Annotated in this window: 19 protein-coding genes and 1 riboswitch; of the genes, 14 read left to right on the top strand and 5 right to left on the bottom strand. The window is 71.8% G+C overall.

Annotation, left to right across the window (positions count from 1 at the left end; translation table 11 throughout):
* Positions 1-36 precede the first annotated feature (36 nt).
* The 5 genes from ABEA43_RS09205 to ABEA43_RS09225 all read left to right on the top strand — a co-directional run bounded on the left by ABEA43_RS09205 (position 37) and on the right by ABEA43_RS09225 (position 6970).
* On the top strand, positions 37-2037 hold the full coding sequence (locus tag ABEA43_RS09205) for a hydantoinase/oxoprolinase family protein (RefSeq protein WP_345560229.1): 2001 nt from the start codon (positions 37-39) through the stop codon (positions 2035-2037).
* Positions 2030-3838 carry a hydantoinase B/oxoprolinase family protein gene (locus ABEA43_RS09210; protein WP_345560230.1) on the top strand — a complete coding sequence of 603 codons (1809 nt, stop codon included), beginning with the start codon at positions 2030-2032 and terminating at the stop codon, positions 3836-3838. Before ABEA43_RS09205 ends, ABEA43_RS09210 begins: the two co-directional genes overlap by 8 nt.
* Positions 3839-3885: 47 nt before the next feature.
* Complete coding sequence (locus tag ABEA43_RS09215) at positions 3886-4770, top strand: Gfo/Idh/MocA family protein (RefSeq protein ID WP_345560231.1); 885 nt, start codon at positions 3886-3888, stop codon at positions 4768-4770.
* 76 nt (positions 4771-4846) lie between these two features.
* The gene (locus ABEA43_RS09220) at positions 4847-5863 is read left to right on the top strand and encodes an NAD-dependent epimerase/dehydratase family protein (RefSeq protein WP_345560233.1); all 1017 of its coding nucleotides are present in this window, start codon (positions 4847-4849) and stop codon (positions 5861-5863) included.
* 51 nt (positions 5864-5914) lie between these two features.
* Positions 5915-6970 carry a dihydrodipicolinate synthase family protein gene (locus ABEA43_RS09225; protein ID WP_345560235.1) on the top strand — a complete coding sequence of 352 codons (1056 nt, stop codon included), beginning with the start codon at positions 5915-5917 and terminating at the stop codon, positions 6968-6970.
* Between the two features lie 41 nt (positions 6971-7011).
* Here ABEA43_RS09225 and ABEA43_RS09230 read toward each other — a convergent pair whose 3' ends face one another.
* Positions 7012-8217, bottom strand: coding sequence for a hypothetical protein (locus ABEA43_RS09230; protein ID WP_345560236.1), 1206 nt, complete (start codon positions 8215-8217; stop codon positions 7012-7014).
* A 74-nt stretch (positions 8218-8291) separates the two neighbouring features.
* On the opposite strand from ABEA43_RS09230, the gene ABEA43_RS09235 reads away from it, so the two are divergent.
* The 5 genes from ABEA43_RS09235 (at position 8292) to ABEA43_RS09255 (ending at position 13473) form a co-directional block, all read left to right on the top strand.
* Complete coding sequence (locus ABEA43_RS09235) at positions 8292-9428, top strand: DegT/DnrJ/EryC1/StrS family aminotransferase (protein WP_345560238.1); 1137 nt, start codon at positions 8292-8294, stop codon at positions 9426-9428.
* Positions 9429-9523: 95 nt separating this feature from the next.
* A complete protein-coding gene (locus ABEA43_RS09240) occupies positions 9524-10768 on the top strand; it encodes an ABC transporter substrate-binding protein (RefSeq protein ID WP_345560240.1) in 1245 nt (414 codons plus the stop codon).
* A 20-nt stretch (positions 10769-10788) separates the two neighbouring features.
* Positions 10789-11655, top strand: coding sequence for a carbohydrate ABC transporter permease (locus tag ABEA43_RS09245; protein ID WP_345560243.1), 867 nt, complete (start codon positions 10789-10791; stop codon positions 11653-11655).
* Positions 11652-12518 (top strand): carbohydrate ABC transporter permease, encoded by an 867-nt coding sequence (locus ABEA43_RS09250; RefSeq protein WP_345560245.1) that lies wholly within the window; start codon positions 11652-11654, stop codon positions 12516-12518. The genes ABEA43_RS09245 and ABEA43_RS09250 overlap by 4 nt, the downstream gene beginning before the upstream one ends.
* 10 nt (positions 12519-12528) lie before the next feature.
* The gene (locus tag ABEA43_RS09255; RefSeq protein ID WP_345560247.1) at positions 12529-13473 is read left to right on the top strand and encodes a dihydrodipicolinate synthase family protein; all 945 of its coding nucleotides are present in this window, start codon (positions 12529-12531) and stop codon (positions 13471-13473) included.
* Here ABEA43_RS09255 and ABEA43_RS09260 read toward each other — a convergent pair.
* The 4 genes from ABEA43_RS09260 to ABEA43_RS09275 form a co-directional block, all read right to left on the bottom strand.
* Positions 13460-14344: an NAD(P)-dependent oxidoreductase gene (locus ABEA43_RS09260; protein ID WP_345560249.1), complete on the bottom strand. Its 885-nt coding sequence runs from the start codon at positions 14342-14344 to the stop codon at positions 13460-13462. The genes ABEA43_RS09255 and ABEA43_RS09260 overlap by 14 nt on opposite strands.
* 68 nt (positions 14345-14412) lie before the next feature.
* Positions 14413-16407, bottom strand: a complete 1995-nt coding sequence (locus ABEA43_RS09265; protein ID WP_345560251.1) for a hypothetical protein — start codon at positions 16405-16407, stop codon at positions 14413-14415.
* 84 nt (positions 16408-16491) lie between these two features.
* The gene (locus ABEA43_RS09270; protein WP_345560253.1) at positions 16492-17208 is read right to left on the bottom strand and encodes an amidohydrolase family protein; all 717 of its coding nucleotides are present in this window, start codon (positions 17206-17208) and stop codon (positions 16492-16494) included.
* Positions 17205-18065 (bottom strand): amidohydrolase family protein, encoded by an 861-nt coding sequence (locus tag ABEA43_RS09275; protein ID WP_345560255.1) that lies wholly within the window; start codon positions 18063-18065, stop codon positions 17205-17207. Before ABEA43_RS09275 ends, ABEA43_RS09270 begins: the two co-directional genes overlap by 4 nt.
* Positions 18066-18150: 85 nt before the next feature.
* On the opposite strand from ABEA43_RS09275, the gene ABEA43_RS09280 reads away from it, so the two are divergent.
* The 4 genes from ABEA43_RS09280 to ABEA43_RS09295 are packed head-to-tail and all read left to right on the top strand — an operon-like array spanning position 18151 to position 23069.
* Entirely contained in the window at positions 18151-20118 is a 1968-nt protein-coding gene (locus tag ABEA43_RS09280) for an outer membrane protein assembly factor BamB family protein (protein WP_345560256.1), read from the top strand.
* Between the two features lie 19 nt (positions 20119-20137).
* Complete coding sequence (locus ABEA43_RS09285) at positions 20138-20983, top strand: amidohydrolase family protein (protein WP_345560258.1); 846 nt, start codon at positions 20138-20140, stop codon at positions 20981-20983.
* Positions 20980-21909: an amidohydrolase family protein gene (locus tag ABEA43_RS09290; protein ID WP_345560259.1), complete on the top strand. Its 930-nt coding sequence runs from the start codon at positions 20980-20982 to the stop codon at positions 21907-21909. Before ABEA43_RS09285 ends, ABEA43_RS09290 begins: the two co-directional genes overlap by 4 nt.
* The gene (locus ABEA43_RS09295; RefSeq protein ID WP_345560260.1) at positions 21906-23069 is read left to right on the top strand and encodes a DegT/DnrJ/EryC1/StrS family aminotransferase; all 1164 of its coding nucleotides are present in this window, start codon (positions 21906-21908) and stop codon (positions 23067-23069) included. Before ABEA43_RS09290 ends, ABEA43_RS09295 begins: the two co-directional genes overlap by 4 nt.
* Before the next feature lie 137 nt (positions 23070-23206).
* Positions 23207-23308: riboswitch (guanidine-I (ykkC/yxkD leader) on the top strand.
* Positions 23309-23357 lie beyond the last annotated feature (49 nt).

A 23357-nucleotide genomic window follows, 5' to 3' on the forward strand; every position in this document is an offset into this window, starting at 1 on the left:
TCATCGACGCTCGGCCGTCGCCGAAGCTGAGGAGCCATGCGTAGCGTCCGTATCGGAGTGGACACCGGAGGCACCTTCACCGACGTCGTGGCGGTGGACGAGCAGTCCGGAGAGATCCACACCACCAAGACCCCCTCGACCCCCGCCAACCCGGCGGACGGGTTCGTCGCCGGCATCGAGAAGCTCGGCGACCTCGACGTCAGCTCGATCGTGCACGGCACCACCGTGGCCACGAACCAGCTGCTCGAGGACCGGATCGAGAATCTCGGGTTCATCACGACAGAGGGCTTCGAGTTCGTCCTGGAGATCGCCAGGCAGAGCGTGCCCGACGGTTACGGCAACTCCTACTTCTGGGTCAAGCCGCCCAGGATCGTCCCCGTGCACCTGGTCAAGACCGTCGGCGGGCGGCTGGACCACACGGGCGCGGAGGTGCGGCCGTTCTCCGAGGAGCAGGCCACCGAGGTGGCCCGCTGGTTCAGGGCCAAGGGCGTCACCGCGATCGGGGTCTGCTTCCTGCACTCCTACGCCAACCCGGAGCACGAGCGCCGGATGCGCGAGGTGCTGTGGCGCGAGCACCCGGAGGCGGTGATCTCGCTGTCGAGCGACGTGCTGCGCGAGTACCGCGAGTACGAGCGCTCGGTCACCACCCTCGTGGACGCCGCCGTCAAACCGGCCATGCGCGGCTACATCGCCAGCCTGTCCAACCGGCTCGGCATGCCGTTCTCCGTGATGAAGTCCAACGGCGGCGTCCTGTCGGCCCGCGAGGTCGTCAACCAGCCCATCAGCACCGTCCTGTCGGGCCCGGCGGCCGGAGCGCTCGGCGCGGCGCTCATCGCCGCCACGGCCGGGCATCCGTCGGTGATCACGCTGGACGGCGGCGGCACCTCGACCGACGTGGCCGTGGTGGTGGACGGCGAGCCCTCCATCACCACCGAGGGCTCGGTCGGCCGCTACCCGTGCAAGATCCCGATGATCGACATCGTCACCGTGGGCGCGGGCGGCGGCTCGATCGCGTGGATCTCGCCGGAGGGCACGCTCAAGGTGGGGCCGAAGTCCGCGGGCGCCGACCCCGGGCCGCTCTGCTACGGCAAGGGCGGCACGGAGGTGACGGTGACGGACGCGCACGTGATGCTCGGCCGGATCCCGCCGCACCTGCTCGGCGGGGAGATCCCGCTGGACGTGGACGCCGCCCGTACCGGTGTCCAGGCGCTGGCCGACAAGCTCGGCCTCACGCCCGAGCGGACGGCCACCGGCATCCTGGAGATCAGCGCGTTCAACCAGAGCAACGCGATCAGGCAGCTCACCGTCAAGCGCGGGCTGGACGTGCGGGACTTCCCGCTGGTGACGTTCGGCGGGTCGGGGCCGCTGCTGGCCTGCCGGCTGATCGACATCCTCGGCCTGCCGGCCGTCGTCGTGCCCCGCGACCCCGGGAACGTCTCCGCGTTCGGGCTGCTCACGGTGGACGTCAAGAACGACTACGTCCGTACGTACGTCACCCGCGACCTCTCGCTCGGCAAGGCTGCCGAGATCTTCCACGATCTTGAGCACCAGGCGGGCGAGGCGCTGGACCGGGAGGGCTTCGACGACCCGGTGTACCTGCGCAGCGCCGACCTGCGGTACTACGGCCAGGCGTACGAGGTCCGCGTCAACGCCCCCGCGGGGGAGATCGACGGTGACTGGCAGGCCGAGGTGATCGAGCGCTTCCACGAGGCCCACGAGAAGCTCTACGGCTACGCCTACCGGGACGACCCGCGCCACGGCGTCGAATGGGTCAATCTGCGCGTCTCCGGCATCGGCCCCATCAACCGCCCGGCCATCCGCCCCCTGGAGAAGGCGGGCACGGGCGCCACGTCGGTCCGGGCCGTCCACTTCGACGAGACCCGCGACACCCCGATCCACCAGCGCACGGCGCTCGGCCCCGGCGCCAAGATCGTGGGCCCGGCCGTGATCGAGGAGTACGGCTCCACCATCCCCATCCACCCCGGCTTCACCGCCACCGTGGACGTCTACGGAAACGTGGAGGTCAGACGTGACTGATCCGATCCTCGTCGAGATCGTCGAGGGCACGCTCGCCTCGGTGGAGAAGGAGGTCGAGACGGCCATCGCCCGCACGGCCCGCTCGCCGATGATCCGCGACGCGCACGACTTCCGCGCCGGCATCCACGACGTACGGCTGCGCAAGCTGACCGGCCGCTCCTACAGCGCGCTCGTCCAGCCGGTCGTGCGCGACTTCCCCGTGGAGTCGATGCGGCCGGGCGACGTCTACTTCCACAACGACGTCTACCTCTCGGAAGGCGGCATCGGCCACCTGCCCGACCTGTGCGTCACGGTGCCGGTGTTCCACGAGGACGAGGTCGTGGCGTTCGTGCAGGCGTTCGGCCACCACGACGACATCGGCGGGAGCGTGCCCGGGTCGATGCCCTCGCACGCCAGGTCGGTCTTCGAAGAGGGCCTGATGGTGCCGCCGATCAAGCTGTACGACCAGGGCGTGCCGAACGAGGCCGCGCTGCGCATCATGACCCGCAACTCGCGGATGCCCGACTCGCTGTCCGGCGACCTGGACGCCGAGTGCTCGGCCTGCCTCATGGGGGCGCGGCGGCTGGGCGAGCTGTTCGAGCGGTACGGCAGGCAGGCCGTCGAGGAGTGCTTCGACGCGATCATCGGCAAGACCACCGAGACGTTCCGCAGGGAGCTGCTGACCAAGATCCCCGAGGGGACGTACGTGTGGGAGGACTACGCCGAGCACGACGGCGTGGACGAGCCCAGGCTGCACGCGCAGCGCATCACGCTCAGCGTGGACCACACCGCCGACGCCCCGCTGACGATCGACTTCACCGGCACCTCGCCGCAGGCCAAGGGCCCGATCAACCACGCGGGCGACTACGCCGACGGCGTCTTCCTGAAGAAGTGGCTGGCCCCGATCCTGCGCAACCTGGCCGACACGCCGGAGCGGATGGCGGAGCTGGACGTCAACGAGGGCGTCGTGCCGCTGATCAAGATGGTCTTCCCGGAGAAGGGCACGCTGCTCACCCCGGTCTTCCCGGCCCCGACCAACGCCCGCACGTTCGTCATCCTGCGCCTGCTCGGCGTGCTCGCGGGCGTCCTGGCCAAGGCGACCGGCGGCCGCATGCCCGCCGACCAGGAGACCATCCGCTACACCGGCGTGTACGGCGCCGACGGCGAGGGCTCGCCCTACCTGATGCGCGAGGTCCTGGGCGGCGGCTCGGGCGGGCGCTGGTACGCCGACGGCGAGGACACCATCCACGTGGTGCCGGACTCGCGCAACATCCCGGTGGAGTTCGCCGAGTCCCGCTGGCCGTTCAGGGTGGAGCGGCTGGCGCTGGCGTGCGACTCGGGCGGTCCCGGGATGTACCGGGGCGGCCTGGGTTACGACAAGCACATCAGGATGCTCAGGGACGCCTCGTACATGTCCATCGCCGACCGCTCGATCCTGTCGTGCTGGGGGGTCAACGGCGGGCTCGCCGGCCGGCCGTTCCGGGTGGAGATCGCGGGCAAGGAGATGGAAGGGCTCGTGGACGACCTCCCGGTGCAGGCCGGGGAGATGATCAGGATCCGCACCACCGGGGGCGGCGGCTGGGGCTCGCCCTACGACCGCGACCCCCGCGCGGTGGCCGCCGACGTGCGCGACGGGAAGGTGTCGATCGCGGGCGCGCTCGGCGACTACGGCGTGGTCCTGGACGGCGACCGCATCGACGAGCGGGCCACCGCCGAGCTCCGCGCCAACCTGCGTCCGACGGCCGACCGGTTCTTCGACCGGGGGCCCGGGTACGCCAAGCTGTCGGGCGGCCGGACGTTCGCGGAGGTGGACGAGCTGTAACGGGCTGCCATGATGGTCTCCTTTTCCGATGAGAAGGGGAGACGATCGTGCGTGTTGCTCTCGCCGGGCTCGCCACCAGCCACCCGTACACCGACGCCCGCACCCTGACCCGGCACGCCGAGCTGGTGGTGTGGGAGCAGGACCAGGAGCGGCTGCGCCGCTTCACCGAGGAGCACCCGGCGGCCAAGGTGGCGGGCAGCCTCGGCGAGGCGCTGGCCGCCGGACCCGACGGCGTGGTGCTGACCGTGCCTAACCCGCAGATCCCCGGCGCGCTGGCGCAGGTGCTGGAGACCGGCGTGCCCTGCTTCGTGAACAAGCCGGCCGCCGCGTCCCGGGCCCAGCTCGACGCGCTCGACCGGCTGGCGATCCACGAGCGGGTGCTGTCGAGCTCGGTGCTGCGCTTCGCGCCCGCCTTCGCCGGGGTGCGGGTCGATCCGGGTGAGCTGCTGGCCGTGCGGGCGACCGTACGGCATGACGTGGGGCTCTGGGACACCGGCTACAACGCCTGGCAGGACACGCCCGGCGAGGGCGGCGGAACCCTGGTGACCATGGGCGTCCACGGCGTGGAGCTGCTGGTGGCCCTGCTCGGCCCCGACGTACGGCTGGTCGGCGCGGCGGGGGCCAGGCGGCACTACCTGAACCTGCGCTCGGAGGACACCGGCGTGCTGGCGCTCAGCTGGGGGAGCGGCGTCACCGGGACGGTCGAGATCCTCGGCGTCTCCGAAGGCGAGTCCTACACCGTCACCCTGCACAGGCGCGACGGCTCGGAGACCATCGTGATCGAGAGCGGCGACGACCCGCTCAAGGGGCTCGGGTACGAGGGGACGATCGAGGCGTTCCTCGCGATGCTGGGCGGCGCGCCCAGTCCGGTGCCGTGGGAGCAGACCCGGGCCATCCTGGAGGTGCTGGTCCGCGCCCGCGAAAGCGCCTGACCTCGCCCCCCGTTGACAGCCGAAGTCTGCGACAGTTACGGTCTGGACCGTAACTGACAGACGGAGGGGATCCCGCGTGCGGACGACAGTGGAACTCGAGGAGCGGCTGGCGCGGCCGAGCGCCGGGCTCGTCGAGGACCTGAGCAGGCTCGACGGCGACATCATGATCCTGGGCGCCGGCGGCAAGCTGGGGCCCAGCCTGGTACGGCTGGCGCTCAACGCCACCAGGGCGGCGGGGCCGGAACGGCGGATCATCGCCGTGTCCCGGTTCTCCGAGCCGGGGCTCGCCGACGCGCTCGCCGGTGCGGGTGCGACGGTCGTGCCCGCCGACGTGGCCGACGAACGCGCGCTGCGGGAGCTGCCTGACGCGCCGAACGTGGTCTTCCTGGTCGGCGCCAAATTCGGCACGCAGGGGCGCGAGCACGCCACCTGGTTCACCAACGCGTACCTGCCGGGGCGGGTGGCCGACCGGTTCAGGGACGCCAGGATCGCCGCCCTGTCGACCGGGAACGTCTACCCGCTCGTCCCCGTCACGAGCGGCGGCAGCACCGAGGACTCCCCGGCCGGTCCCGTCGGCGACTACGCGATGAGCTGCCTGGGCAGGGAGCGGGTGCTCACGCACTTCTCCGAGACCTACGGGACGCGCCTGTCGCTGATCCGCCTCAACTACGCGGTCGAGCTGCGGTACGGCGTGCTCGTGGACCTGGCGCAGAAGGTCCTGGCCGGAGCGCCGATCGACCTGTCCACCGGGCAGGTGAACGTGGTCTGGCAGGGCTACGCCAACGAGGTCACGCTGCGGTCGCTGGCCCTGGCCGACACGCCGCCCGCCGTGCTCAACGTGACGGGACCCGAGCTGGTCTCCGTCCGCCAGGCCGCGCTGGCCCTCGGCGCCGAGCTCGGCAAGGAGCCCGTGTTCACCGGGGAGGAGGCGCCGACCGCGCTGTTGTCGAACGCGGGGCGCTGCCACCGGCTGTTCGGCTATCCGGAGCTCACGCCCGCCGAGCTCATCGAGCACACCGCCCGGTGGGTCTCCGAGGGCGGGCCGCTGCTCGGCAAGCCGACCAAGTTCGAGCGCCGCGACGGGCGTTTCTGACGCGCGTGCCATTTCCGGCCCGTGCCATATCCGAGTGAAGGGGGACCTCACGTGCTCAGCACGGCTCCAGAGGCGCAGACGTCCGTGCGCGACCTGTTCAGGCGCGGCCTGGTGATCCCGGCGCATCCGCTGGCGCTCACCGAGGACAGGAAGCTGGACGAGCGCCGCCAGCGGGCGCTGACCCGCTACTACGTCGAGGCGGGTGCGGGCGGGCTGGCGGTGGGCGTGCACACCACGCAGTTCGCCATCCACGGCACCGGCCTGCTGGCGCCCGTGCTGGAGCTGGCCGCGCGCACCGCGGGGGAGTTCGAGCGCGAGGTGGTGATGGTGGCCGGGGCGACCGGGCCCACCGCTCAGGCGGTCGCGGAGGCGGAGCTGGCCAGGTCGCTCGGGTATCACATGGTGCTGCTCAGCCCGTACCGGGAGCTGGACGAGAACGCGCTCATCGAGCGGGCCAGGGCGGTGGGCGAGGTGCTGCCGGTGATCGGCTTCTATTTGCAGCCGGCGGTAGGCGGACGCGCCTTGTCACGAAATTTCTGGACAAGGTTGGCGGGGATCGAGTCCGTCGTCGGCATCAAGGTCGCGCCCTTCGACCGCTACCGGACGCTGGACGTCCTGCACGGCGTCGTGCGCGCCGGGCGGGCCGGTGAGGTGGCGCTCTACACCGGCAACGACGACCACATCCTGGCCGACCTCATCACCGGCCACCGGGTGGTGGTGGACGGGCACGAGGTGGAGGTCGAGTTCGTCGGCGGGTTGCTCGGCCAGTGGGCCGTGTGGGTGCGGCGGGCCGTGGAGCTGCTGGAGGAGGCCAAGCTGGCGCGCGCGGGAGACGACGCGGCGGTGCGGCGGCTGCTCACCCTCGACGGGCACCTGACCGACGCCAACGCGGCCATCTTCGACTCGGCCAACGGCTTCCACGGCTGCATCCCGGGGATCCACGAGGTGCTGCGGCGGCAGGGACTGCTCGAAGGGCGCTGGTGCCTGGACCCGGGCGAGGAGCTGTCGCCCGGGCAGCTCGGGGAGATCGACCGGATCTGGGCCGCGTACCCGTGGCTCCGGGACGACGACTTCGTCTCCGGCGGACTCGACCGCTGGCTCGCCTGATCGTGTCCCTGCTTGTGTCCCTGCTTGTGTCCCGCGGCGCGTCAGAGGGTGAGGCGGTAGAGGGTCAGCGGCCGGCCGCTGGAGCCGCTGGTGAGGTTGCCCGTGCGCTCGGCCAGCCCGGCCAGCTCCAGGCGGTGGAGCATGCGGCGGGCCGTACGCTGCTGGACGGCGAGGCGGTCGGCGATCTCCCGCGTCGTCAGCGGCTCGTCACCCGCCGCGGCCCGCGCCTCCAGCAGCTTCTCCAGCGTGGGCACCGACAGGCCGACCCGGCGGGCGATGACCGACAGGTTCTGGCTGCCCGCCGGCGTGGTCGTCACCGACTCCAGGACGATGTCGGTGTCGGCACGCAGCGACAGCACGGCCGCGACCTCGCCGATCCGCCGCGCTCTGGCCAGGGCGCGGCGGGCCAGGCTCTCCGCCTCCGCCGCGCTGCGGCCGAGACCGAAACCGACGTGTACGACGTCGTTCTGGGCGGCCAGCCGGGCCAGCATCGGCAGGCCCGTGAACCCGCCCGTGGCGTCGTGCAGCGGCCCGCGGGTCGTCACCAGCAGGTGGGTGCCGCCGCGGAAGGCCGCCAGGGTGCCGCCCAGCGCCGTGGCCTCGCGCAGCAGCCCTTCCTCGTTGGCCACCTCGATGAGCCCGAGCGCGATCTGGGCGTCCTCCTGGGCCTGTCCTTCGGCGGTCAGCAGGAGCTGGCGCAGCGCCACGCGTACGGAGTGCAGGGAGGGCACCAGGCGCAGCACGTGCAGCTCGTCGCGGAGCGCCTCGTGCACGGAGCTGAGACAGGTGATCACCGCGTGCGCCTGGCCCTTGCGGTGGAAGGCGATCGCCCGCTTGGAGGTCATCTCCGGCCGGTACGGGAGCGTCCGCAGGTCGCCGGACGGCAGCCCCGCCTCGGCGAACGTGGCGGTGACGTCGGCGGCCGGCAGCGTGTCGATCGACAGCCTGGTGATGTCCTCGCCCTGGTGCTGGAGGCGGACGAGGGCGTTGAGCAGCGTCGCGCCCGAATAGTCCACGAACGCGGCGGGCCGGGTGAGCGCGTCGGCGGCACGCGAGAGCATGTAGGGCACTATGCCGGTGAACAACCAGCCTTCGACGGCGGCGGCGTGCGCCTCGACGATCGCGGGCGCCTGCGACTCATGGTCGTAGTCGAGACGCAGCGCGCTGACGCCCGGCTGCTCCTCGCAGACGGCCGCGACGTCGTCGACCAGATCGTGCGGCCCCACGACTCCGATGACGATTCCCACGCATGCCTCCCTCTCGCTCATTTCGGTCAAGACCGCAATAATAACTTGTGAGGTGCCCGGTGAAGTTCCCGTCCATGGCAGAAGCCGACGGCCGCACGCTCGGCGACGAGGAGGTCGCCGCCGCCGAGCGGGTGATCCGCTCGGGCATGCTCAACTCCGTCTGGGGCACCGAGGCGCGCGCGCTCGAACGCGAGCTCACCGAGATGTACGGCGTCCGCCACGCGATCACCTGCAGCTCCGGCACCGCGGCCCTCCATCTGTCGGTCGTCGCGGCCGCACCGGACCCCGGGGACGAGATCATCACGACACCGATCACGGACTTCGGGACCGTGGCCCCCATCTTGGCGCAGAACGCCATTCCTGTCTTCGCCGACGTCGATCCGTCCGACGGCAATCTCGACCCGGCGGCCGTCGCCGCGCTCATCGGCCCGCGGACCAGGGCGATCATGGCGGTCCACCTGTTCGGCGCGCCCGCCAGGGTGCGCGAGCTGCGCGAGCTGGCCGACGAGCACGGGCTCACGCTGATCGAGGACTGCGCGCAGGCGTGGCTGACCGAGCTGCCCGGCGGCGCCCTCGCGGGCACCGCGGGCCAGGTGGGCTGCCTGAGCCTGCAGCAGTGGAAACACATCACCTGCGGCGACGGCGGCGTGGCCATCACGGACGACGACGAGCTGGCCAGGCGGATGCGGCTGTTCTCCGACAAGGGCTGGGACCGCGCGGCCGGGCGCTCGCACGCCGCCTTCGGGCTCAACTACCGCATGACCGAGCTCCAGGCGGCCGTGGCGCGCGCCCAGCTCGCCAAGCTGCCCGGCGTGCTCGCCGCCCGCCGCGGCACCGCCGCGCTGCTGCTCGACGCCCTCAAGGGCCTCCCAGGGGTACGCCTGCCGCGCCCCGGCGGCCACGCCTGGTGGCTCTTCCCCGTCGTGTGCCCGGACGGTGACGCTGCCGAGCTGGCCGCGCACCTGGCGGCGGCCGGGATCCCGGCGCGGGCCGGCTATCTCGGGGAGCCGCTGAACCGGGCGCCGGTGTGGGAGGCGGACATCTACGGCCGCTCCCGCTACCCGCTCGACGGCTACGAGCCGAACCCCTGCCCGCAGGCCGAGCGCATGGTGGACCGTACGCTGCTGGTCATCGACTGGAACGAGAACTACACCTCGGCGCACGTCGAGCTGATCGCCCAGGAAATGATGAAATTCCGGGCTCGTCCGTAGGCGGCTAGTTACGTTCATGTATCAGGCATTGACCCGGCCGAGACGCCCTCACTAGGTTTCGGTCAGGACCGGTATTAGTCGAAAGGAAGCCGCCCATGAAGAAGGCAGCGGCAGTCGGCCTCGTGGCCGCCCTGAGTCTCGCGGCCGCCGGGTGCGGATCCGACAGCGGCTCGGGCAAGAGCACCGTGACCCTCTGGATGTACCCCGTCATCGGGGACCAGGCGAAGAACCTGGCGTTCTGGGGCAAGATCGAGAAGGACTTCGAGGCCAAGAACGCGGCGATCGACCTCAAGATCGACCAGCAGCCCTGGGAGGGCCGGCAGGAGAAGGTCACCACCGCCCTCGTCTCCAAGAAGGGCTTCGACCTGGTCGTGCTCGGTCCCGACCAGATCCCGCAGTACGCCCAGCAGGGCACGGTCGAGCCGGTGGACGACATCGTCGCCCCGGTCAAGGCCTCCTTCCTGCCGAACTCGCTCACCGCCCTGACCGTCAGCGGCAAGCTCTACGGCGTGCCGATCTACCAGACGATCACCGCGCCCATCTACAACAAGAAGCTGTTCGCCGAGGCGGGCGTCGAGAAGGTGCCGGAGACGCTGGCCGAGCTCAAGGAGGCCGCGCCCAAGCTGGCCGCCAAGAAGGTCGCCGTGCTCGACTACCCGGGCAAGCCGGAGGTCAGCCTCAACCAGAGCTTCTACCCGATCCTGTGGGCCAACGGCGGCAGCGTCTTCGCCCCCGACGGCAAGACCGTCGCGTTCAACGGCGCGGAGGGCGTGGCGAGCCTGCAGTACCTGCTCGACCTCAAGGCCGTCGGCGGCCTGCCGGAGAACACCGCCAGCAAGAGCAACGACATCGAGGGCGGCCCGCTGGCCGCCGGCAAGACCGCGCTTTACCACGCGGCCACCGCCGGCATGGTCGACCAGCTCGCCGCCGCCATCGGCGCCGAGAACGTCGGCATCGGCCTGCCGCTCGAAGGCTCCAAGCGGGTCGCGTTCGGCATCCCCGGCGCGCTGGTGCTGGCCAAGCACACGGAGAACAAGGACGCGGCCAAGAAGGTCGCCACGTTCCTGTCCTCGCCCGAGGTCACGGCCGCGCTGGCCAAGGAGTCCGGCTTCTTCCCGGCCCGCACCGACGTGACGGTGCCGGACCAGTCGGAGACGTCCAAGGAGTTCGCCAAGTCGCTGCAGTACGCCTTCCCCGGCGACACCCACCCCAAGGCCCGCCAGGTGATGGGCCTCATCGGCCCGCACATCCAGGCGGCGCTGCTGGGCAAGGAGGACGCCAAGACCGCGCTCGACGCGGCCGCCAAGGAGGCCAACACGCTGCTCAGCAGCAGCGGCTGAGCGAGGAAAGGAATCACCTGGTGCGTCAACGCCTGCGTGACCCGGTCACCGGACTGCTGTTCGTGCTGCCCGTGCTCGTGCTCTTCCTGATCTTCCGGATCTTCCCCTCACTGGGGGCGGCGGGCATGAGCCTGACGAACTGGAACATCGGCGGCGAGTGGGACTTCATCGGCGCGGACAACTACGCCCGGCTGCTCGACGACGTGAACTTCTGGTTGAGCCTGCGGGTGACGCTCGTGTACGTGGTGATCTACGTGCCGCTCACGCTGCTCGTGGCGCTGGGCACGGCGTTGCTGCTCAACCAGGTGGTCTTCCTGCGCGGGCTGTTCCGCGGCATGCTCTTCCTCCCGTACGTGACCAGCTTCGTACTGGCCGGCATCATCTGGCGCTGGATCTACGAGTTCGACGGGCTGATCAACGGCCTGCTGGCCAAGGCCGACCTCGGCCCGGTCGCGTTCCTGGAGCAGTCGTCGGTGGTCCTGCCCGCCCTCGCCGTCGTGTCGGTGTGGAAGGGCTTCGGCTACTCGATGCTGATCCTGCTGGCCGGGCTGAAGTCGATCCCGTCCTCCTACCTGGAGGCGGCCACGGTGGACGGGGCGAGCGCGTGGCAGCGCTTCAGGCGCATCACGCTGCCGCTGCTCAAGCCCACGATCTTCTTCGTCGTGGTGATCGAGACGATCAGCGCGTTCCAGACCTTCGACACCGTGTACGTGATGACCGGCGGTGGCCCGGCCAGGGCCACCTACACCCTCATCTACGGCATCTACGACCACGGCTTCAGGTCCTTCGACTTCGGCTACGCCGCGACGTGGGGCATGGTGCTGTTCGCGATCGTGCTGATCGTGTCGCTGGTCCAGCGCCGCTTCCTGGATCGGGGGAACACATGACGATCACCGCGTCCCGTCCCGTCACCGGGGTCAAGGCGCCCCCGCCGCCCCGCCGTCCGTGGTGGCGGGGCACGTGGCCGCTGGCGGCGCTGCTCGCGGTGCTGTCGGTGCTGACCGTCAGCCCGTTCGTGGCGATGTTCATCGTGGCGCTGTCGCCGGCGGGCCGGCCGACCGTGCCGGCCCAGTGGCCCGAGTCGTTCACGCTGGACAACATCACGGCGGTGCTCTCGTCGTCCGGGTTCGTCACCTGGACGGTCAACTCGCTGGTCTACGCCGTCGTCTCCGTGGTGATCATCCTGCTCACCTCGTCCATGGCCGGGTACGCCTTCGCCAAGAAGCGCTTCCCCGGCAGGGAGGCGATGTTCTGGACGTTCCTCGCCACCATGATGGTGCCGTTCCAGGCGACGCTCATCCCGACGTTCGTGCTGGTCAACAGCCTGGACGGGGTGGACACGTTCTGGGGGCTGATCGTGCCGACGCTGGCCAACTCGCAGGCCGTCTTCCTGATGCGGCAGTTCATCCTGGGGCTGCCTGACGAGCTGTTCGATGCGGCCAAGGTGGACGGGGCCTCCGAGTGGCGGGTCTACTGGACGATCGTGCTGCCGCTCACCAAGCCGATCCTGGCCACGCTCGGCGTGTTCGTGTTCCTGTGGCACTGGAACGACTTCCTGTGGCCGCTGGTCGTCGGGCAGAGCGACGCGACCAGGACGCTCACGGTGGGGCTGACCACGCTGCGGACGGAGGAGCTGCAGCTGTCGGTGCTGATGGCCTCGACGGCGGTGTCCGTGGTGCCGTGCCTGCTGGTGTTCTTCCTGCTCCAGAGGTATCTGGTCAACAGCATCGCGATGACCGGGCTGAAATAAGCTCTGTCGGGTGGATATTTCGGCACAAAACCTCCGGGACCGGCTCCGGGGCGCGCTGATCGCCGCCGCGGCCACGCCCATGACGGCGTCGGGCGAGGTCGATCTCGACGTGGTCTCACGGTACTTCGCGGGCCTGGTGGCCGACGGCGTCACCGGCCTGGCCGTCCTCGCGCACACGGGACGCGGGCCGTACCTGGCGCCTGAGACCCGCGCCGCGATCATCGAACGCGCGGTCGCGCTGGGCGTACCGGTGCTGGTCGGCGTGGGCGGCGGCCCTGGCTCGTCCGCGTCCGCTTTGGGCGCGTCCGCTTCGGGCGGCGGCTCGGGCCTGGACGGGCGGTCGACGGACGGGCCGGCCGAGCAGGCTCGGACGGCGGCCGAGCTGGGGGCGGACGGCGTGCTCGTGTTCCCCTCCGCGGGCGACCGGGTGGCGCTGCACGACGAGGTGTGGCGGGCGGCCCGCCTCCCGATGATCGCCTTCGACCTCTACACCCTCCCGTGCCCGGCCGGGACGATGCGCGCGCTCCTGGAGCATCCGGGCGTCGCCGGCCTCAAGACGGCCCTGCTGTCGGACGCGATGGGCTGCCAGCGCGCCATCGACCTCACGACGCGGGCGGGCCGGCTGGCGATCACCGGTGAGGACCGCATGTTCGGCCCGTCCCTGCTCTGGGGCGCGCAGGCGGCCCTGGTCGGGATCGCGGCGGCGAGCGTGGACGTGACGGCCGCCGTCATGAAGGCGTTCGGCGGGTCCGATCTGCGCGCTTTCGAGGAGGCGTCAGGCCGGCTCGACCGGCTGGCGGCGGCCACGTTCACCGAGCCCATGGAGGGTTACGTGCAGCGCATGCTCTGGCTGGCCGCCGCCGAGGGGCGCATCCCGGAGCCGCACGCGTACGACCCCTACGGCCCGCCCCTGCCGGACGCGGAGCGGGCCGCGGTGATCGCTAGCTCTCGTTGAAACCGGCCCCGTCGAAGCTGGCATGGTAGGTGGCGGACATGTCCTCGTCGCCGTGGCCCTGCGACTCGGCGCGGCGCAGGCGCTCGCCCGCCGCCGCCACCACGTCCAGCCGGACGCCGGCCGCCTCGCCCGCCTGCGTGATCAGCCTGGTGTCCTTCTCCGCGTTGTGCACGGTGAAGCTGGGCTCGAAGTCGCCCTCCAGGACGGCCTTGGACTTGGCCTGGAAGTACGGGCTGTCCATCGGCCCGCCCGTCACCACCTGGCGTACCAGATCGGGGTCGAGTCCCAGCCCCTTGGCCAGGGCGAGGGCCTCGGCCACGACGGCGGTCATCGAGATGCCGTAGCTGACCGTGGCCATCTTGAGCTTGGTGCCCGCGCCGCTCGCGCCGTCGTCGGCGAGCCAGAGCGTGCGCTGGCCGAGCGCGGCGAAGACCGGCTCCAGCGCCTGCCTGGCCTCCTGCGGCCCGGCGGCCAGGATGACCAGCTTGCCCTGTTCGGCCGGTTGCCTGGTGCCCTGGACGGGCGCGTCGACGAACGTCAGCCCGTGCTCGGCGGCCAGCGCGGCCAGCCGCCCGGCCGCCGCCACGCCGACCGTGCTCATCTGCGCCCACACCTGCCCGGCGCGCAGGCCGGGCGCGGCGGCGGTCACCGCGGCGTGCACGGCGTCGCCGTCGTTCAGCATCGTGAGCACCACGTCGGCGCCCTCCACCGCCTCGGCGGGAGAGCCGGCGACGCTCGCGCCGTCGGCCTCCAGCGGCTGGGCCTTCTCCTTCGTACGGTTCCAGACCCGGACGTCCAGGCCTGATCTGAGCAGATTGCGGGCCATGGGCGCACCCATGAGCCCGGTCCCCAGCACTGCGACTGTAGCCATGACCTCACCCTACGATCGGCGACCCGGACCTCCAGGACCCGGGGGCGTGTCGCCGGCCGATGGGCGGGTCAGCGGCCGGTGATGGCGACCCGGACGAGGTCGCGGCCGCGCACGGCGTACAGGGCCCGGCGCGAGGGGTCGAGCGCCAGCTTGGGCTCACCGCCGAACCACTGCCCGGCCAGCCCTTCCACGATCGGCTTCGCGGTGAACGCCGCAAGGTCGATCTTGTAGATCTTGTCGCCGTCGGTGCAGTACGCGACCCGGCCGGTGACGTACAGCTCGCCGCCCTTCGCCCCGACCTTGAGCGTCCTGGTGACCTTCTTGCGCCGCAAGTCGAACTCGAACACGTCGCCCGTGCTCGCCATGCCGTACAGCATGGTGGTCCTGCCAAAGGACAGGGAGGAGATCTGGCGGGCGTTCGGGATGGGCTCCACCTGCCAAAGGAGCCTGCGCCTGACCAGGTCGAACGCGGCCAGCCTGGCGGTCGTCGTGACCGGCGGCAGGCCGAGGCCCTCCTGGATCAGGGTGCCGAGGTAGGCGACGCCGCGCCGGGCGGCGACCGAGTAGACGGTCTGGCGCTCCACGATCGGGCGGTAGGTGGCGTACGTGCCGGTGCGTGGTGAGTAGAGGGAGAGCGCGCCGTTCATGTGGCCGGGCTCCGGCTGGGTGGGCATCACGATCAGCCCGGTCGTGGCGTCGTGGGCCAGGTCGCGCGGGCGGTCCTGCTGGTTGCCGGTGCGCGCGACCAGCTCGGCCTCGCTCTGCCCCGCGCGGTGCGCGTACAGCGCGGCCTGGGTGTAGACGCCCAGGTACGTGGTGCTGCCGACGGTGAGCAGCGTCTTCGGCTCGCCCGCGATGCCGAGCCTGCTGACCTGGCCCGTGGCGAGGTCGTGCAGGTCGGCGCCGCCCTTGCCGCCGACGTAGACCCGCTTGCCGTCGGAGTGGATGGACATCGGCTCCTCGGGGGCCGACTTGAAGCCGCGCTGGACGAGGTTGAGGTAGTCGAGCGTGCCGGTCGCGGGGTCGTAGACGAAGACCGCGCTGTCCTGGATGCCGTAGATGCGCCCTTCGTGGGCGAGCAGGCGGTGGGTGAGCGCCTCGAAGTACGGGACGCCGAGCACCTCCAGCTTCTCCGTGGCCAGGTGGTAGCGGTAGAACGTGCCCGACGGGCGGCCGGCGAAGTAGACGTACCCGTCGTGGATCAGCACCGCGACGACGTACTTCTCGCCGGCGGCCGTCGCCTTGACGACCTTGTGGTTCTGCGGCGCGGCCTTCTCCAGCACGATCAGCTCGGCCAGCGAGTTCATGCCGCCGGCCAGGTGGGTGTCCGACATGCCCATGCTGGAGACCCAGTCACGGTCGGCGACCTCCTGCGGGAGGAGCTCGCGCTTCTCGCCGGTCGCGCGGTCGATCGCGACGAGGTGGGCGTTGGCGCCGACGCCCGCGTAGACGTGGGTGGCGTCGGCCTGGATGCTGCGGACGTACGCCTCGCCGGGGGCGGGCTGGCCCAGGTCGCGGCTCGTGCCCGTGGCCGGGTCGTACTCCCATACGCGGCCGGGCTCCGACGTGCCCATGTAGACCTTGCCGTCGGGGGAGGAGGCCATGGTCCAGATGTAGTGGTCGGGGTATTCGGCGACCCTGGTGACCTGGCCGGTGGTGGTGTCGAGCTTGTAGAGGTCGGATCTGGCGTGGGTGCCGATGTAGACGTCGGTGCCTGCCTTGCACATCGCCCAGATACCGACGCCGGTGGGGATGTCGAAATGGGCCGTGACCGAATCCTTGGCCACGTCGTACGCGCCGACCACGTTGGGCGAGAGGCCGCGCGAGCCGGCGTACAGGACGTCGCCGACGAACTCGCCGTTGCCGAGCGGGCTGGCCACGCTCGCCGGGCCCATCTCGGTGATCGTGCCTTCGGGTTGCTGAGGTGCGCCTCGCCTGGCCGTGGCCTGGTCGGCACCCGCGTCGGCTGCTGGGCCGGTGCGGGCGTGGGCGGGCTGGGCGGTGAGGGCGGCGGCCGCTGTGGTCGCGGCGGCCGCCAGGAGGAAACGGCGGCGGGGGATCATGCGCGGGCTCCCTTGTGAAGTTGCGCCGCACGCTATAACGGACGGGGCCGTAATGTCTAGATCGCACCCACCGCCGGGCCGGGGCTAGAGCTGGAAGAGGGCGGCGGCGTTGCGCCAGGCGACCCGTTCGGCGATCTCGCCGGTCAGGCCCGCCGCCGCGACCGCGCCGAACGCCGACGACGGGTCGATCAGGGTCGCGTCCGTGCCGAAGAGGAGCTGGGCCGGGTCCACGGCGGACACCACCTCGGCGATGCGGCCCGCCGGGGCGTGCGACCAGCAGGGCTCCAGGTAGAGGCGGTCGCAGGCGCCGGCCGCCTCGATGGCGTGCCGGAACCCGTCCGCCCCCATGTGCCCGGCGATCAGCCGAAGGTCCGGGATGTCCAGGCAGAGCTCGGCCAGGTCGAGGACGGAGGTGCCCCAGGTGTGCACGAGCGCCGGCCGCCCGCTCTCCGCGACCAGCGTCAGGGCGTCCCGGAGCTGGGGGGAGCCGACCGGCGAGCCCGTGTAGTCGGTGTGGATCTTGACGCCGACGAACTTCCCGCCGGGCAGGTAGGCGCGCAGGTCCGCCTCCGCCTCCCGCAGCCGGCGCGGGTTGACGGTGACGTAGCCGAGGAGGCGGTCCTGCGTCTCCAGGTACGCCGCCAGGGCCCGGTTGCCCGCCGGGGCGTCGTAGATGACGGCCTCGGTGGCGGACACGATCGCCCGGTCGATGCCGTAGCGGTCCATGGTGACGAGGTTCGCCTCGGCCACGTCCATGGTGAAGAACCACGGGCCCCAGTGGGCGTGCACGTCGATGATCATGACGTCGACCTCCTCGCGGCCTCGGCCGGCGGTTCGGGGGACAGGAGTCTTCGGGCGTTGCCGCCTGCGACGGCCGCGATCTCCGCCGGCTTCAGGCCGCTGGTGGCCAGGCGAAGGAGGGGGACGATGGGCTCGTAGTGCGGGGTACGGGAGCCGTACAGCAGGCGGTCCGCGCCGAGCTCGGCGGCGGCGAGCTCCAGCGCGTCGGGTGAGTTGAGCAGGCGGGTGGAGGTGTGGAAGCCGGGCTCGTCGGCGGCGGCGACGAGGAAGTCGCCCAGGTGGTAGAAGTGCGTGTCGAGGAAGACGACGGTGCCTCCGGTGCCCGCGAACGGCTGCCAGAACCGGCGCACGTCACCCCCGGTGAGCACCACCAGCCCGAGCCCGGCCGCCCGGCGGGCGACATGCCGGACGGAGGGGAAGCCCGCCTCGGCCCCCTGCTCGTCGGGGAACAACCGGACGGCCCGCACACCCGCCTCCGCCAGCCGGTCCAGCTCACGCGCCGCGCCGACGGGATCCCGCAGGTCCACCGCCCCGACCGGCACGACCACCGCAGGAGCCGCCCCGGGGTCGGCGTCCGTAAGCGCCGCCGCTGGGCCGGCGTCCGCCGGGGGCGCGGCGAGGGCGAGCAGGTCGTCGTTGCCCGAGCGTACGTCGAACAGCCCCGCCCGCAGGCTCGCCACCGCCGCCGCCCTGATCCGATGCGCCCCCAGCGTCCGCAGCACCGACGCCGGCGTGCCGGGCGGTCCCTCGCGGTCCGGGTACGCCCCGAACAGCACGTCCACGTCCAGCGTCACCTCCAGCCCGCCCACCAGCCGCCACGCGTCAAACGGGATACCGGGCCCATCCTTAATCGCCATGACGGACATCATGCCATTGACGAACAGCGCTCATACAGTTACGGTCTGGGCCAAAATCGAGCAGCAATGAACGCGAGGTACGCACATGCTCCGATCTCTCCTCATCGTCCTCACGGCCGTGTTACCGGCGTTGTTCACGGGCCCCGTCGCCCAGGCGGCGACGGCCTGCGACGCGCCGGCGGTGGAGCGGTTCGGCCCGGCCTCCGTGACCGGCGCGATCGTCGGCGCGGCCGTGCACGAAGGCCACGCGTACGTCGTCACCAGGGGACTCAAGCCGCCCGTCCTGGCCGACATCGACCTGGCCACCCGCAAGGTCGTCAGAAGCGTCACGCTGCCGGACGGCCCCGCCACGGGTGAGCCGGAGGGCGGATGGGCCACGGCGGTGTCCGGCGGGAAGATCTACGTCGGGACGTACCCGGTGCCCGACCTCTACAGCTTCGACCCGGCCACGGGTGAGGTGCGGCATCTGAGGTCGTTCGGGAAGAACGGCGGGTTCGTCTGGAGCCTGGCCGCCGCGCCCGACGGCACCCTCTACGCGGGCACCTACCCCGACGGCCGGGTCTGGGAGTACGTGCCCGCCACCGGCGCGGTGCGCGACTTCGGCGTGCTGGCCCAGGGCGAGCGATATGTCCGCGCGGTCGCCGCCGACGCCACCTACGTGTACGCCGGCCTGCTCGACAAGGCCAAGCTCGTCCGCATCACCCGCGCGACCGGCGAGGTCAAGGAGCTGGCGGCCGGCCCCGGCGGCATCGGCTCCATCACCCTGCACGGCGACCGCGTGCTGGCGGCGAGCGGCGGCACGCTGATCGACATCCGCACGGACGGCACCGACGAGCACCGCGCCACCCTGGAAGGCGGCACGCTCGACGTGCTGACCACGGCCGCCGACGGCACCGTGTACACCACCTCCCGCCCCGACGGCGCGGTCCACCGCTACCGCTCGGGCGACGCCGCGTTCACCAAGGTCGCCGACCCGCCCTCCGCCGGCGACGAGACCAGGCGGCTACAGCTGATCGACGAGAACACCATGGTCGGCTTCGCGGGCAGCGGCGGCATGTGGTGGCTGGACCTGCGTACCGGCACCTCCGAGTTCGTCGACCTGATCGAGGCCGGTCTGCCCAGCGGCTCCGAACGTCCGCAGAGCATGCTCCTCGTGCCCAACCGCGCCCTCTACGTGGGCGGCCACTTCTCGATGGAGGTGCGCGACCTGCGTACCGGTGAGAAGCGCAGGTTCCGGATGCCCGGCGAGCCCAAGGACCTCGTACGGCGCGGCGACAAGATCTACGCCGCCATCTACCCCAGCGGCCAGATCGTCTCCGTGGACCTGCGCACCGACGAGGTCCGCAGCGTCGGCTACCTCGGACACGGCCAGCAGCGCCCCTGGGACATCGAGTACGACCCCGTCACCGACAAGCTGGTCGTCGCCACCGCCCCGCTCGGCGCCAAGCTGAACGGCGCGCTGTCCGTGATCGACCCCCGCACCGGGCGCATCGACGTCTACGAGGGCGTCATCCCGGACCAGAGCCTGATGAGCCTCTCGCTCGCTCCGCGCGGCGGCGTCGTCTACCTGGGCGGCGACGTGCTCGGCGGCGGCGGGACCCCGCCGGTCAAGACGTCGGCGTCCGTCGCCGCGTTCGACCTCGGGAAGCGCAAGGTGCTCTGGCAGGTGGATCCGGTCGCGGGGCAGCGGACGTTCCAGGACATCAAGGTCCACGACGGGCTGCTGTACGCCGTCTACAAGCGTGACTCCGGCACCTGGATCGCCATGGACCTGGCGACCAAGCAGGTGGTCAGGCAGGGCAAGCTCTCCGGGTACGGCGAGCTGACCACGCACAGGGGCCGGGTGTTCGTGTCCACGTTCTTCGGCGGCGGGAACGCGTACGAGCTGGGCACCACGGAGAAGCTGCTGGCCACCGGGCTCGGCGACGAGTGGTACACCAACCCGCAGCTCCACTTCGAGCCCGGCTCCTGGCGGGCGTGGGCGCTGGCGGGGCGGGATCTGGCGCGGATCAGGCTGGACCCGCGCTGCCCGGCCTTGACCGTAACTCCATGACCCTACTAGGTTTCGGTCTGTGCCGAAATATGTGATCGACGCCCACCGGCTCGTCGGTCCCGTGCCGTTCGATGACCTGCCGCAGGATCCGCGACCCGAGATGGACCGGCTGGGCATCGAACGGGCCTGCGTGACCCACACGCTCAGCCTCTACTCCGATCCGCGAGCGGGCAACGAGGCCCTGCTCACGCTCGGCGACCCCCGGCTCATCCCGGTGCCCGTGGTGGTACCGGCAGACCCCGAGCCGTTGCCGCCGTACGCGGGGCCGCCGTACGCGGGGGCACGGGACGCGGCGGCACGGGACGCGGCGGCACGGGACGCGGCGGCAGGGAACACGGCGGCAGGGGACATGACGGCACGGGACATGACGGCAGGGGACGCGGCCCTGGTGGCGGTGCAGGAGGCGGTGGCGGCGGAGGTGGCGGCTTGGGGCGTGCGGATGGTCCGGCTCTGCCCGGAACGCCACCGTTTCGACCTCACCGGCCCCGCCGCCCTCCGCCTCCTGACCGCCCTCGCCCTGCCCGTGGCCATCGACCTGGACGAGACCTCGCCCGCCCAGCTCCGCCACCTCGCCGAACGCCTGCCGGACCTGCGGATCCTCGTGCTCAACCCCGGCTACCGTAGGCTGCGCGCGCTGGCCGAGCTGATGGCCGAGGCGCCCCGCGTGTGGGCCGAGGTCGGCACCGTCAACACGCAGGGCGGCGTCGAATGGCTGGCGGAGCGGTTCGGGGCGGGGCGGCTGGTGTTCGGGACCGGGGCGCCGGTGTCCGACGACTGCGGCCCGCGTTTCCTGCTCGACCATCTCGACCTGCCCCCAGAGGACGTCGGCCTGATCGCCGCAGGCTCGCTGGGGGCGCTGCTGTGATCCTCGACGCCCACGGCCACGTGGGGACCTGGCCCGACTTCCTCATCCCCCATCCCACCGCCGAACACCTCCTGGCCGCCATGGACCGCGTCGGCGTCACCGCGATGGGCATCAGCCACCTGCTCGGCGTCGGCCCGGACGCCGTACGCGGCAACGAGCTGGCGATGGAGATCGCCGGGCGTTTTCCCGGTCGCTTCGGGGTCTGGCAGGTCTACAACCCGCACCACCGCACCCCGCTCGCCACGGAAGGCGTCTGGGGCGTCAAGCTCCATCCCGACGTGCACCAGTGCCGCCTCGACGACCCCCTGTACGAGCCGGTCTGGCGGCTCGGCCTGCCGGTGCTCGCGCACGGCCAGACGGACTCGATCTGGAGCGACCCGGCCCAGTTCGCCGTCGTCGCCGCCCGTCATCCGCACGTGCCACTGCTCATGGGGCACACAGGGCTCTGGCCGTACGGGTTCGGCCGCGCGGCCCGGCTCGTGGCCGATCATCCGAACGTGTTCCTGGAGACGTGCGGCTCGAAGATGACCGGCCGCTGGATCACCAGGCTGGCGGCGCTGGCGGGGGCCGAGCGGGTGGTGTTCGGCACGGACGCCTGCTTCCTCGACCTGCGTACCGGCTACGGCCGGGTCGCCCTCGCGCCGCTCTCCGACGAAGACCGCACCCTGATCCAGGGCGCCAACCTGGCCCGCATCCTCAACCTCCCACCCGAGGGCCTCCTGCCCGAGAGCCTCCCACCCGAGGGCCTTAGACCCGCCGGCATCCGGCCCGCCGTCTCATCCGCGGAAACCCCGCCCGGAGCTTCCGCCGTCTCACCTGCGGAAGCCTCGCCCAGAGGCTCCGCCGACTCGCGCGGAGAAGCCTCGCCCGTAGAAGCCTCGCCCGGAGATTCCGCCGGCTCGCCTGTGAAGGGACGACTCCAGTGACGCTCGCCATCCACGGCGGCACCCCCGTCCGCGCCACCCCCTGGCCCTCCTGGCCCCCGCCGCTCGACCCCGCGCAGCGCGAGCTGGTCACCAAGGTCCTGGAGAGCGGCCTGTGGGGCGCCACACAGGGCGGCTCCGTCGTCGCGGACCTGGTCGACGCGTTCGCCCGCCGCTCAGGCGTCCAGTACGGCGTCGCGGTCGGCAACGCCACCCTGGGCCTGTTCGCCGCCCTGCGCGGACTGGGCGTGGGAAGAGGGGACGAGGTGATCGTGCCCGCGTACACGTTCGTGGCCTCGGCCACCGCCGTCCTGCTGGCCGGTGCGACGCCCGTGATCGCCGACGTGGACCCCGCCGACCTGCACCTGTCCCCGGACGCCGTACGGGCCGCCATCTCCGGCCGGACGGCCGCGATCATGCCGGTGCACCTGGCGGGCAGCCCGGCCGCCATGGACCCGCTGAACGACCTGGCCGCCCGCCACGGCCTCGCGGTCGTCGAGGACGCCGCCCAGGCGCACGGCGCCACGTACAAGGATCGCCCGGTCGGCGGCCTGGGCGACGCGGGCGTCTACAGCTTCCAGGCGAGCAAGGCGATGACCGCCGGTGAGGGCGGCCTGATCGTCTGCCGCGACGAGAGCGTGCACGAGCGCGTCTGGTCGACCTGCAACCTCGGCCGCAAGCTGGGCGGCCAGTGGTACGGCCACCCCTCCGTCGGCTGGAACCTGCGGCTCACCGAGATCCAGGCCGCCCTGCTGCTGCCCTGGCTGGACCGCCTCGACGAGGAGATCGATCGCAGGAACGCCTCCTGCGCCGCCATCGAACGCGAGCTGGCCATCGTCCCCGAGGTCAGCGTGCCGCCCCGGCCGGACGGCACCACGCGCGACTCCCGCCACCTCCTCATGCTCCGCGTGGATCCCGGCGTGGACCGCGAGTTCCTGCTCACCGCCATGGCCGCGGAGGGCGTGCCGCTCGACGCCGGGTACCCGCCGCTCGGCACCATGAACGCGCTCACCGCCGAGGGGGCCCGCGTCGAGCCCTGCCCCGCGGCCGAGGAAGCGGCCAGGACCGTGGTGTGGGTACGCCAGTCGATGCTCATGGACCCGGCCGGCCCGGCCGACATCGCCGAGGCCCTGGCGAAGGTGCTGTCAGGCAAGCCGGCCTGAAGGGGAACACCGGCCGGAACGCCGGCCGCACGCGAACGGGAAACGCCGACGAGGACGCGAGCGGGGAGCGCGGACTGGAACACGGTCTTAACGGCGCGGAAACACCACCGGAGTCCACTGAGGGGGACTCACCGACAGTGAGGCGCACCTAGGGTTCCGCCGCTCGCGGGTCTGGTCCGAGAGGTGCAGGCGGCCTGCCGCACGAGGCCGCTCCACGGCGGGACAAAAGCCCGGGAGGTCAGCCACAGCCTGGCTGCCTTCCGGCCGGGCGTCGATCATTCGGAGCTC

Origin of the sequence: Nonomuraea rosea, assembly GCF_039539705.1 — a bacterium.
GTDB classification, from domain to species: Bacteria; Actinomycetota; Actinomycetes; order Streptosporangiales; family Streptosporangiaceae; genus Nonomuraea; species Nonomuraea rosea.